Source organism: Paraprevotella xylaniphila YIT 11841 (genome assembly GCF_000205165.1).
GTDB classification, from domain to species: Bacteria; Bacteroidota; Bacteroidia; order Bacteroidales; family Bacteroidaceae; genus Paraprevotella; species Paraprevotella xylaniphila.
Genome location: NZ_GL883811.1, coordinates 39070 through 52003, shown reverse-complemented (window position 1 = coordinate 52003; position 12934 = coordinate 39070). Strand labels below are relative to the sequence as shown.

Annotated in this window: 9 protein-coding genes; 1 reads left to right on the top strand and 8 read right to left on the bottom strand. The window is 52.8% G+C overall.

Annotated features, from left to right (window positions below):
- Positions 1–125 precede the first annotated feature (125 nt).
- Genes thrC through thrA form a run of 3 tightly spaced genes read right to left on the bottom strand, consistent with a single transcriptional unit; the run spans position 126 to position 5112 of the window.
- Positions 126–1427: a threonine synthase gene (gene thrC, locus HMPREF9442_RS01025; RefSeq protein ID WP_008624314.1), complete on the bottom strand. Its 1302-nt coding sequence runs from the start codon at positions 1425–1427 to the stop codon at positions 126–128.
- 13 nt (positions 1428–1440) lie between these two features.
- A complete protein-coding gene (locus tag HMPREF9442_RS01020) occupies positions 1441–2652 on the bottom strand; it encodes a cofactor-independent phosphoglycerate mutase (protein ID WP_008624313.1) in 1212 nt (403 codons plus the stop codon).
- A gap of 30 nt (positions 2653–2682) precedes the next feature.
- A complete protein-coding gene (gene thrA, locus HMPREF9442_RS01015) occupies positions 2683–5112 on the bottom strand; it encodes a bifunctional aspartate kinase/homoserine dehydrogenase I (RefSeq protein WP_008624312.1) in 2430 nt (809 codons plus the stop codon).
- Positions 5113–5313: 201 nt separating this feature from the next.
- Here thrA and HMPREF9442_RS01010 point away from each other — a divergent pair, with 201 nt between their 5' ends.
- Positions 5314–6015, top strand: coding sequence for an outer membrane beta-barrel protein (locus tag HMPREF9442_RS01010; RefSeq protein WP_008624311.1), 702 nt, complete (start codon positions 5314–5316; stop codon positions 6013–6015).
- Here HMPREF9442_RS01010 and HMPREF9442_RS01005 read toward each other — a convergent pair.
- The 5 genes from HMPREF9442_RS01005 to HMPREF9442_RS00980 all read right to left on the bottom strand — a co-directional run bounded on the left by HMPREF9442_RS01005 (position 6012) and on the right by HMPREF9442_RS00980 (position 12933).
- The gene (locus HMPREF9442_RS01005; RefSeq protein ID WP_008624310.1) at positions 6012–7610 is read right to left on the bottom strand and encodes an NAD(P)/FAD-dependent oxidoreductase; all 1599 of its coding nucleotides are present in this window, start codon (positions 7608–7610) and stop codon (positions 6012–6014) included. The two genes, HMPREF9442_RS01010 and HMPREF9442_RS01005, sit on opposite strands and share 4 nt — an antisense overlap.
- A gap of 22 nt (positions 7611–7632) precedes the next feature.
- Complete coding sequence (gene radA, locus HMPREF9442_RS01000) at positions 7633–9057, bottom strand: DNA repair protein RadA (protein ID WP_008624309.1); 1425 nt, start codon at positions 9055–9057, stop codon at positions 7633–7635.
- Positions 9058–9737: 680 nt separating this feature from the next.
- Positions 9738–10751, bottom strand: coding sequence for an ABC transporter ATP-binding protein (locus HMPREF9442_RS00990; protein ID WP_008624307.1), 1014 nt, complete (start codon positions 10749–10751; stop codon positions 9738–9740).
- A complete protein-coding gene (locus HMPREF9442_RS00985; protein WP_008624306.1) occupies positions 10751–11791 on the bottom strand; it encodes an iron chelate uptake ABC transporter family permease subunit in 1041 nt (346 codons plus the stop codon). The genes HMPREF9442_RS00990 and HMPREF9442_RS00985 overlap by 1 nt, the downstream gene beginning before the upstream one ends.
- A gap of 5 nt (positions 11792–11796) precedes the next feature.
- Positions 11797–12933: an ABC transporter substrate-binding protein gene (locus HMPREF9442_RS00980; protein ID WP_008624303.1), complete on the bottom strand. Its 1137-nt coding sequence runs from the start codon at positions 12931–12933 to the stop codon at positions 11797–11799.
- Position 12934 lies beyond the last annotated feature (1 nt).

Genomic DNA, 12934 nt, shown 5'->3' with positions numbered 1-12934 from the left:
ATGCTGTGCAATTAGCACGGCAAAAAAACATAAACAAAAAGCATCGCATCCCTGTATGCCATTGCACATTTCTTCGGGAAACGTCCGGCCATACAGGGACGCGATGCTTTCAACAAACGATAAAACTATTGTTTCATCAAGTATGCCTTGAATCCGGCAAAATCCTTGCCCATCGGGATACTCTTCTTCTCCCCTTTCATGAAGGCTGCCAACTTTTCAGGTATGTCCACCGAGCCACCGATGATATTCTCCACCGTGGCTTGGAACTTGGCCGGATGTGCCGTTTCGAGGAACACACCGCATTCACCCTTACGCAGCCCCTCGCTCAAAGCACGGAAGCCGCAAGCCCCATGCGGGTCGAGCAAGTAACCGTTTGTTTCATAACAAGCCTTTACCGTCTCGGCAATCTGCGCGTCGGTATAAGTCGCCCCGCTGATTTCAGCCGTAATGGCCGCGTGGCTTCCCTTGTATAAATCGTAAATACGGGCAAAATTACTGGGGTCGCCCACATCCATGGCATTGGCGATGGTCTGCACCGACGCACGGGGATGGTATTCTCCCGTCTGCAAATAATTATAGAAGATGTCGTTGGCATTGTTGGCTGCAATGAAACGCTTCACCGGCAAACCCATCACCTTGCCGAACAGTCCGGCCGTGATGTTTCCGAAGTTTCCGCTCGGCACGCATACCACCAACTCGTCGGCCTTACCGAGCTTCTTCATCTGGGCGTAAGCGTAGAAATAGTAAAATGCCTGCGGCAGGAAACGGGCCACGTTGATGGAATTGGCCGAAGTCAGCTTCATGTGACGGTTCAGTTCCTCGTCCATGAAAGCGTTTTTCACCAAAGCCTGGCAATCGTCGAACACGCCATCCACTTCGAGGGCGGTAATGTTCTGCCCCAACGTCGTAAACTGGCATTCCTGGATGGCACTCACCTTGCCTTTCGGATAAAGTACATACACGTGGATGCCTTCCACACCCAGAAAACCGTTGGCCACGGCACTCCCCGTGTCACCGGAAGTAGCCACCAACACATTCACCTGATTGCACCCTTCCTGCTTGATGAAGTATCCTAAAAGGCGGGCCATGAAACGCGCCCCCACGTCTTTAAAGGCTAACGTGGGGCCGTGGAAAAGTTCCAAGGAATAGATGTTCGCCGTCACTTTCACCACCGGACAGTCGAAACTCAACGTGTCGTACACGATTTGTTTCAATGTATCGGCCGGTACATCCTCTCCGAAGAAAGCGTCCGCCACGCGGTAGGCCACTTCTTGAAAAGAAAGGTCCTGTATTTCGTCGAAGAACGACTCCGGAAGATGCCGGATTACCTCGGGCATAAACAAACCTTTGTCGCTCGCTAAGCCTTTCACTACGGCTTCGTGAAGCGTAGCGCGGTCGGCCTTACCGTTCGTACTATAATATTTCATAAAGTATGTTCGATTAATGTTTCATAAATTCACGAATAAACTCATCGCCCCGAAGCAACCCGTAACTTCCGGCTTTAGCAGCGTCCTCATCGAACGTCTGCACGCTGTCCGCCTCTATGCCCGGATAGTAAATGGCAAACGGTATCGGGTCGGGCGTATGCGTACGGTGGGCGCAAGGCGTAGGATGGTCGGGCAACACAGCGATGGCCACCGGCTCTTCCCAACCCTTCACGGCTTCCAAAATCGGACCGATGGCACGGCGGTCCAGATTCTCTATCGTCTGCAACTTCAATTCCACGTTCCCGTCATGGCCGGCTTCGTCGCTTGCCTCCACATGCAGATACACGAAATCACCGTCTTTCAAGGCTTCTATCGCCGCTTGGGCCTTGCCTTCATAATTCGTATCGTACAAACCGGTAGCCCCTTCCACATCTATGACGCGCAAACCGGCATAACGTCCGATACCCCGTATGAGGTCTACGGCGGTAATGACCGCACCCTTTTTGATTTGAGGATAAGTCTCCGTCAACGGGACCATGGCCGGACGGTTGCCGCCGCCCCACGGCCAAATACTGTTGGCCGCATCGCGGCCTTCCTTCATCCGGCGGAGGTTCAACGGATGGTCGGCCAACAATTTCTGCGATTCCAAAACCAAGTGGTTCAGCAAGTCCGCAGTTTCCTGTGCTTCGGGCATTTCTGCCTCCACCAAACAGTCACGGAAAGGCGTGCCCGGCACATCATGCGGAGGCGTACAACGCAGGTGCTTGTTTCCGCCTTTAATGACCAACAGATGGCGGTACTGCACTCCCGTATAAAAATGTATGCGCCCGTTACCTAACTTTTCTTGCAGGAAACGAATCAGCACATCCGCCTCTTCCGTCTCCAACCTTCCGCAAGAATGGTTTTTTATCTTACCTTCTTCAATGCAAATCAGATTACAACGCAACGCCAAATCGTCATCGGCCAATTCGACTCCGATACTGGCCGCTTCAAGTGGGCCACGCCCTTCATACACCTTGTGTTGGTCGTAGCCCAAAATGGAAGAATTGGCCACTTCGCTACCGGGATGAAAACCCTCCGGCACGGTCTGCAACAGTCCGTTGCGTCCCATACGGGCTATCCAATCCATATTAGGCGTATGGGCATATTGCAGCAGCGTCTTATTGCCCAAGGCCGGAACTTTCCAATCGGCCATGCCGTCGCCCAGTATAATAATATGCTTCATCTTTATCTCCTTACCCTAATTATATATATGTCATACGTTGGCAATACTCATGATGTCGGCAAAAACACCGGCCGCAGTCACTCCGGCCCCGGCCCCGTACCCCTGGATTTGCATAGGATACTCCTTATAGCGTTCGGTAGTCAACAAAATTATGTTGTTGGAACCTTCAAGATTATAGAACGGATGTTCGCGCCCTACCTCACACAGTTCCACACTGGCTTTGCCGTTTTCGTAACGGGAAACAAAACGCCAACGTTTTCCTTCGCCCTCCAACACCTTACGCCTCCGTTCGAAATCGACATCCAGGGAAGGCAGGTTCTTCCAAAATTCATCCAATGTGCCCTGGAAAAACGAATCGGGCACGAACAGGTGCTTCTCCACATCGGACTGCTCGATACGGTAACCGGCTTCACGCGCCAAAATCACCAACTTACGGATGACATCCTTTCCACTCAAATCCACACGGGGATCGGGCTCGCTATATCCTTCTTCCTTGGCCAGCCGCACGGTCTCGCTAAACGGGACGTCGGCCGAAATCTTGTTGAATATAAAATTCAAAGTTCCGCTCAATACGGCTTCTATCTTCAAAATCTTATCACCGCTGTTCAGCAAATCGTTCATGGTACGGATAATGGGAAGACCGGCTCCCACATTCGTCTCGAACAGGAACTTCACCCCACGCTTACGGGCTGTAGATTTCAGTTTCTGATAAGTAGCGTAATCGGAAGAGGCCGCAGCCTTATTGGCCGCCACCACGGAGATGTTATGCTCCAGGAATTCCTGATACAGCCCGGCCACATCGGCACTGGCCGTACAGTCGACAAACACGGAATTGAAGATGTTCATGCCAATCACTTCGTCACGCAAGCGGTTTAAATCGCTCGGTGCACTAAGCGTCAACCGTTCACGGCAGTTCTCCAGACCGATACCTTCTCGGTCGAACATCGCATTATGCCCGCTGGCAATACCCACGACCTTAAGCTTCAATCCCCGTTCTTTCTTCAATTTCTCACTCTGCTGCGCCAACTGCGCAATCAAGCTGCTACCCACCGTCCCTACTCCGCACAGAAAAAGGTTGAGGACTTGGTATTCCGAAAGAAAAAAACTATCATGGATGACATTGAGTGTCTTGCGCAAGAACTGTCCGTCCACCACAAAAGAAATGTTCGTCTCCGATGCCCCCTGCGCACAAGCAATCACATTGATACCGCTACGCCCCAACGTTCCGAACAACTTACCGGCGATACCGGGCGTGTGCTTCATGTTCTCGCCCACGATGGCCACTGTAGCCAAACCGCTTTCCGCCGTCATCCTGTACATCGCTCCCGTCTCTATTTCCTTGGAGAACTCCGCATTCAAAACCTCGCAAGCCGCATCGGCATCCGCATCGCGCACACCGATGGAGGTGCTGTTTTCGGAAGAAGCCTGCGAAACGAGGAACACACTGATACCGTTATTGGCCAAAGCCGAGAAAATCCGTCGGTTGACCCCAATGACACCGACCATGGACAAACCTGAAACCGTAATCAATGTCGTTCCGTTTATACTGGAAATACCCTTGATAGGCTTCTGGTCTTCGGCGATGTCGCTCTTAATCACCGTGCCTTTTCCCGAAGGATTAAACGTATTTTTGATGAGAATCGGGATATTCTTTACGCAAACCGGATAGATGGTAGGTGGATAAACCACCTTCGCACCGAAGTTGCAAAGCTCCATAGCCTCTACATAACTCAACTCATTGATGGTATAAGCGGTGGAAATCACCTTAGGGTCGGCCGTCATGAACCCATCCACATCGGTCCATATCTCCAAAAAAGAGGCATCCAATGCCGCTGCAATGATGGAGGCCGTATAGTCCGACCCTCCACGGCCTAAGTTCGTCACCTCTCCGGAGTCGGCATCCGTGGAAATGAATCCCGGCACCAAAGAGACCTTCGGCAAGTCGACAAAAGCCTGTTTGACCAATTCGTGCGTCAAATCAGATGCCAACAACTGACGTCCCGACTTAATCTCTGTCTTAATAAAGGTACGAGAGTCAAACCATTTGGCTCCGTCTATCAACACGGCTACTATATTGGACGACAGCCGCTCCCCGTAGCTGACTATGGCAGCAGATGTCTTAGGCGAAAGGTCACGGATAAGATAAACGCCTTGATAAATGCTTTTCAACTCATCCAACAAGGCATCGATAGTCTCCGACAAACGTTCCTTATTTTCTCCGGAAGGAATTACAGTTTCTATCATCTGGTGATGACGCTCGGCAATCTCGTCAAACTCGGACAGGTAAGACAAGTCTCCGGCCAAGGCCAACTTAGATGTCTTTATCAACTTGTCGGTAATTCCGCCCAATGCAGATACTACGACCACCACAGGCTCCTCTTCAGCCTCAACAATCTTTTTAACACTCAGGATGCTTTCTACGGAACCTACGGATGTTCCCCCAAATTTTAATACTTTCATATCTACGTTTTCTGAATTGGATCTCTTTGCATGCAGGCCCACAACACCTGTCTCGACCGCTCCGAGACCTTAATATTTCAAAGTTGTTCTATCGTTACATAACATCCGCAAAAATAGCAATTATTTATCTAAAAAGGCTTATGAAATAAAATTAATTTGTATTTTTGCCTAATAAATCATCGACATTAAGTATACATTCACATGACAAAAAAAAGTTTTCTTCCCTATATCTTATTACTGTTGATTGCCATGCCGGTGAACGCCGGAAAGGATTTCTATGAAGGAGAACCCGTATATGCGAGCCGTTGGAGGGATTACCGGCGGAGTTCTTACTTCGGCCTGCGTTTCGGTCTGAACGTCCCTACGGTACGATACAAAGGGACAGGAGGAGAAGCACAGACCAACCCGTTACCGCGCTACCACATCGGGTTGGTTTACGGGAACAAGCTCGGAGACGGACTGCCCTTTTATTTGGAAAGCGGATTAATCTACACGGAAAAGGGGACGGAAATAGAAGCCACGGAGGAAGTCGAGTTTAAGAAATGCTACATGAGGTATCTGGAAATTCCCATTGTCCTGAAATATAAGCTCAATACTAACGCCGACGATTTTACCGTGCAACCGTTTTTCGGTGGTTTCATGGCCGTAGGCGTAGGCGGAACGGCCAAACTTTACGATTCCCGTACCAAGATAGACCCTTTCGGAGCCGACCGCTATAAACGCTTCGATGCCGGACTACGGGTCGGCTGCGGCATGGCTTTCCAGAATTTTTATTTTGAAATGGGCTATGACATAGGATTGTTCAATATCGCCGGACGAAATTATAGCGAATACCATTACGACGACTTCGACGGGCATATCCGCACGGGCAATCTCACGATGTCCTTGGGGGTAGACTTCTAACCCCCAAGGTAGGCCGCAGCCGCCTCCGCGCAACGTTCCCCGTCCATCGCGGCCGACACGATGCCTCCGGCATATCCGGCACCTTCGCCACAGGGGAACAATCCTTTCAACCGCACGTGCTGCAACGTTTCGCCATCACGCGAAATGCGGATAGGCGCAGATGTACGGCTTTCCACTCCTATCATCACGGCCTCGTTGGTCAGGAAACCACGGGAGGCTTTGCCGAAACGGCGGAAGCCCTCTGCCAGCCGTGCCGTGATGAACTTCGGCATCCAGAAATGCAAAGGCGAGGACACCAGTCCGGGAGCATACGAACTCGCGGGCAGGTCGTAACTCAAACGCCCGTTCACGAAATCTGCCATCCGTTGCGCGGGAGCCGTCTGCCGGCAATTCCCCTGCTGCCAGTTCTGTTCTTCCAAGGCTTCCTGGAAGAACATCATGGCCAACGGATGCCGCACGTCCGGCTGCCAACCGGAAACAGCCATAAAATCGGCCAGTGATTTCTCCTCCAGATCTTCCGGGTGCAACTCCACCACCATACCGGAATTACTCCATTTCGACCCACGGTTGCTGGGCGACATCCCGTTGACCACCGTCTGCCGGGGACCGCTGGCAGCCGGAACAACGAACCCACCCGGACACATACAGAAACTGTACACCCCACGGCCTTCCACTTGTTGCACAAAGCTATACTCCGCAGCCGGAAGATACTTTCCCCGCCCGTTCCGGTTGTGATATTGTATCTGGTCGATGAGGAGCGACGGATGCTCCAAACGCACACCGACCGCCAAGCCCTTGCTTTCGATTTCCACACCATGGGCATGCAACCAACGATAGACATCACGCGCCGAGTGCCCCGTGGCCAGGATGACCGGCCCCCGGAATGTTTTCCCCGTGTTCGTTTCTATCCCCACGACCCTATCTTTCTCTATGAGCAAAGCATCCATACGGGTCTCGAAATGCACTTCTCCCCCACAGTCCAGAATCGTCTTGCGCATATTCTCGATGACTCTCGGAAGCTTGTCCGTCCCGATGTGGGGATGGGCATCTTGCAGGATGGACACACTGGCACCGTGTTGGCAGAACACGTTCAGGATTTTCCCCGCATTCCCGCGTTTCTTGCTCCGGGTATACAACTTCCCGTCGGAATAAGCTCCTGCACCGCCCTCCCCGAAACTGTAATTGCTCTCGCTGTCCACTTTATGCTCACGCGATATTTTAGCCAAATCCAACTTGCGGTCGCGGACGTTCTTGCCTCGTTCCACGATGACGGGACGATACCCCGCTTCAATCAGGCGCAAGGCGGCAAACAGCCCGCCGGGACCGGCACCGACCACGACCACCTGCGGTCGTCCCTCCACATTCCGGTACGCCGTACGGACAAATTCATCGTCCTCCGGCTGCTCATTGACATACACCCGTACCTTCAAGTTGACGAATATCGTGCGTTGACGGGCGTCAATACTGCGTTTCAACACTCGAATGGCCGTCAGCGTCCGTTCGTCCTTTCCTTTCTCGCACGCAATGTAACGGCGCAAGGCCTGCTCGTTGGCCGCCGTTTCCGGCAAGACCCTGAGTTGGTATTCTTCTATCATATCCTTATCGTTATCTGTTCGTTTAACCGAAAAGCGCACGGAGCGCCTCTTCCACTTTCCGCACTGGGACAAGTTCTATCTTCAGTTTCGACGTGTCGAATCCCTGCAAGTTGTGACGCGGAACAATCATTCGCCGGAAACCGAGCTTGGCAGCTTCCGCCACACGTTGCTCGATACGGTTCACCGGACGTATCTCGCCGCTCAAGCCGACTTCCCCGGCCATGCAGACACCGCTTTCGATGCCTGTGTCCACATTGCTGCTCAACACGGCGGAAATGACGGACAAGTCGATGGCCGGATCGGTCACTTTCAACCCTCCGGCTATGTTCAGGAACACGTCTTTCTGCGCCAGCTTGAACCCAACCCGCTTCTCCAACACGGCCAACAACATATTCAACCGGCGCAGGTCGAAGCCGGTGGCCGAACGTTGCGGCGTGCCGTAGGCTGCCGTGCTGACCAGTGCCTGCGTCTCGATGAGGAAGGGGCGCACGCCTTCGATGGCCGAAGAGATGGCCACGCCGCTCAGCCCTTCGTGATTCTCGGTGAGCAACAGTTCCGAAGGATTGCTCACCTGCCGCAAACCGTCCTGCCGCATCTCGTAGATGCCCAACTCGGCCGTACTGCCGAAACGGTTCTTGATACTGCGCAGGATGCGGTACATATAATGTTGGTCGCCCTCGAACTGCAACACGGCATCCACGATATGTTCCAACACCTTGGGGCCGGCCAGTGTCCCCTCCTTATTGATATGGCCGATCAATATCACGGGAATGTTGCTCTCCTTGGCGAATTTCAACAACAGCGCAGCGCACTCGCGTACTTGCGAGATACTGCCGGGCGAACTGTCCACGGCCTCGGTCATGATGGTCTGTATGGAATCTATGACCACCAATTGCGGCTGCTCGTTACGGACGTGCAGGAAAATCTGATCGAGCGAAGTCTCGCACACGACCATGCAAGACGAACGGGACAAGAACCCTTCCTGTCCGTCCGCCTTTCCTCCTGCCCTTGGCACCAAACGGTCGGCACGCAACTTCAACTGCCGCGCACTCTCCTCGCCGCTGACATAAAGCACACGCTTGTCCGTCATCTTCAGTACGGTCTGCAAGACCAAAGTGGACTTCCCTATGCCGGGTTCCCCACCCAAAAGCACCAATGAGCCGGGCACCAACCCACCGCCCAACACGCGGTTCAATTCCTCGTCGTGCATGTCCAACCTCGGCTCCTCGTCGGTCACAATCTGTCCCACGGGAATGGGCCGCCTACGCAACGGTTCCCCCGGCAACGCCTGGTGAAATCCTCCCGACACGATGGCCGACGCACTCTCCTTACGCACAGTGAATTCCTTGAACGTATTCCATTCCCCGCACGCAGGACAACGCCCCACCCACTTCGGTGATTCCTGTCCGCAATTCGCACACACATAGACGGTCTTATCCTTTGCCATAGAATCTCCTTGTTCTTTGAAAGGATAAAAGTACAGAGTTTTTCCGGAGTGACCATAAAAATGCGGAAGAAAATTTTTCCAAACCACACGATTGACAAAAAGTTTCCGGATACTTTCGTTTCATCACAAAAGGAAAGCAAATCCGCGTTTTGCAGTTGAAATAAAAAAGAAGATGGAGTGCCGTTTAGAAGCCCGTAAGTTAAAAAAGTGGGAATAGAACTGATTCTATCCGTCATTTCTGCCCGTTTCGCCTCATTTTTCTGCTGAGAATGAAAAACCATTTGGCTGAAAGCGATTTTCCATTCTCCGCAGATTGGTGCTTCAAACTCCATTTTTCAGGCTAAAACACTCAGGAATACCCCCGAGACAAGAGATGTCAAGCCGGATTTTTTCTCTAACTGACGCTTTTCAACCGCCCTAAAAACAAAAACAAAATGCAAGCTTACTTCGTTTCAAACTTACTCCTCTACAATCTTCCCACGCCTTATGCCCACTTTTCATTTTCAAAAAGACCATAAAAACGCCCCGAAAGCTTTCTCCATGTACAACCTCAGCTTTCCAAATAGTGCGCATTCTCCCATCATGCTCCCTTCCGGGCACAAATACGCCATTCTCGCCACTTCCAAACTGACGTTTTGGCACTCTGACACTTTGTCTGTTTACCACCCGATGCAGGTCCGTCATAACGGACGCAACATTTCAGCCAGTCCGGCAAACGAACAAAAGCAGGAAGAGATTCCGTTTTGCGTCCACACCATATCCTGCGGACCTGCCACCGCAAGACTTGCAACCCCTTCTCCGCCCTCGTCCGGCGCAACGGGGCGGAAACCGTGCCGCACCAAAAGGTTCTGTGCCCAATAACGCAAAGCCTCATCGGCTGCTTCCAGACGAACCACCCGGTTGTTACGGTTCTCCGGGGCGTAGATGCCGCGAACCGCGTCGAAACGGATGGACGTGCTGCCAAACAGCCGGTCCATCGCCCCCGACAGCACCAAATCCTCGGTCGTCCCGCACAGCATCTCGCGTTCCTGCGTCATCAACCATAAGCGATCGGACATGGCCAAGGCCTGGTCCACATCGTGCGTGGAAAGCAAAACGGCCTTCCGTTCTTCCACCGCCAGTTTCCGGAGCAGGCGCATCACCTCCATACGGCTTTCCACATCCAGAAAAGCCGTAGGCTCATCCAAGAGAATCAGCGGGCATTCTTGCACCAATGCTTTGGCTATCATGGCTTTCTGACGTTCTCCATCGGACAGTTCGGCCACATAACGACGTGCCTTTCCAACCATACCGACCTCTTCCAACGCCCGCCATACCAAGGCTTTGTCGGCAGAAGTCAGACGGCCGAAAAAACCTGTGTACGGTTGACGCCCCAAAGCCACCAGTTCGTAAACGGTCAACCCGCCTGCCTGCATGCGGTCGGTCAACACCACACCTATGGTCTTGGAACGCTCATGTGCGGTATAAGCATCCAAAGGTCGTCCCATGAGTGCCAGACGACCGGACAAAGCGGGCTGCATGCCGGCTAACGTACGCAATAAAGTGGATTTCCCGGCCCCATTGCATCCTAACAAACAGGTCAGTTCACCGCACGACAAGCGGAAATCCAACCCATGATGCACTTCCGTCAACTGTTTCCCCTGACGGTACCCCGTAGCAATCCGTTCACCTTCGAGCACTATCTGCTTTCCCATTAATTGAAATACTGTATTCTACGTTGGTTCACAATGACATAAATAATCACCGGCGCACCCAACACGGGTGTCACGGCATTCAGGGGGAGAAGTCCCGCCTCGCCGGGCAGGATGCAAATCAAATTGCAAAGCAAGGCCACCGCCCCGCCGCTCAACAACGTCACCGGCAAAAGGGCATTGTGGTTTGACGTCCCCAGCAACAACCGGGCCACATGCGGCACAGCCAACCCGATGAACGACACCGGACCGCAAAAAGCCGTGACCACAGCCGTCAGGATTCCCGTAACCACCAACAACATGCTGCGCGTACGACGCACATTCACCCCAAGGTTCTCCGCATAACGTTCTCCTAACAACAAGGCGTTCAACGGTTTAATCAACAAAATGGACATCAGCAACCCGAGTGAGGTGAAAGCCGCAAACCACGGCAGTTGTTCCAACGAAACACCCCCGAAGTTGCCCATCCCCCAAACCATGTAAGAGTGTACACCTTCGGCCGTGGCGAAGAAATTCAGCAAGGAAATGGCCGACGAGGCCACGTAGCCCATCATGATGCCGGCAATCAACAGCATGACGCTGCTACGTATCAGCGTGGAAAGAAAAAGAATCACCCCCATGACCAACACGGCACCGGCGAAAGCACCGGCTACCACTGCCAGGAAACCGGAAAAAGAAAAAGTGCCGGCCGACACCATTCCGCCTCCGGCCAACATGACCAAGGCCACCCCGAGGCTTGCCCCCGAACTGATACCCAAAATCGACGGGTCCGCCAACGGATTGTTGAACACCGTCTGCAACATCAGGCCCGAAGCGGCCAAGGCGGCCCCACAGCACCAGGCCGTCACGCACAAAGGCACGCGGGATTCCCACACGATGAACGACCAAGCCTCGTTTTCCACCGTCCCGCCCGTCAATGCCTGCCAAACGGCCCCGACCGGAATATCTACCGAACCGAACAACAGATTAGCCGCCGCCAACCCTAAAATGACAACGACCAATATTCCTCCACACATATATCCTTTACGCTCCACTGGAATCATCTTTTTCAGTCCGCTAATTTACGAAAATATCTGCCACTTTCTGACTTTGCCACTTCCGGATGGAATATTTTTACCAAATCTTCCAGCAACCATTCGGGATGAAAGGGCGTTTCTTCATAATAAGGCACTTTTCCGGTATTGCAGCCGTACACGCGCCGTTCACGGAAAGCCCGGAATCCGGCGTATGGTGCATAATCGTTTTTCAAATCCCGATAAGTCTTATCCTCCGGCATGTTATATTTAATCAACCAGATGTCTGCATCTTTCGCTTTCTCATACACCGTCTCAAAGCTCAGGGGAGACGAGCCGCTGTTCTTCAAATCACTGAAAACATAGTCGGCACCGGCATCGGCAAACGTCCGTCCGACCGTACTGCGTCCGCCCGGCACATACCACGTGGCTCCGGACTTCAAATCGGCAAACACGGTAGGCTTGTCTTTCATTCCGGCCACTTTTCCGGCCCACTTGAGATAATCGGCTTCTACCCGGGCAAACAAAGAATCGGCCTCGGCTGCTTTTCCGAACAACAGGCCGTAGAAACGCATCCATTCGGCACGCCCCAACGAAGAAGTTTCCATATAGTCGGCACATTCGATGATGGGAATGTCCAACTTGCCCAACCGGCCATATCCCCCGCTGTTTTCAAACGGAGAAAGCATCACGGCATCGGGATGCAACGCCATAAGCTTCTCGATGTCCGGATTCATCCCGCTGCCCAAATCCGCGATACGTCCCGTGCGGCATCCTTCCTTGACGTAAGGCAGGTCGATATACCGGAGGTCGCACACTCCGCCCACGGCAGCCAGTGCCCCCAACTCTTCCATCAACCCGCAATGTACAGACGAATAAATGACGGCTTTCTGCAACGGTACGCGCACGACCGTCCCTTGCGGCAGACTGTCGGGCAATGGCTCGTCTCGTCCGACCAACACATACGTGTGCAGTATTTCCAACGTATCCCACGGATTTCTCAGCGTAGCCACCCAGTAACCGTCGTAAGACACAACCTTCAGGTTCTCTGCATACTTTAAATCCAACGTGTCACCGCCCTCGTCCAAAAAGGAAGCCGTCTTGCCCCCGTCCTTACAAGAGGACAGAAGCAAAACGGCAAACAAACCATAAAAAAGGCTACTTACCTTCATC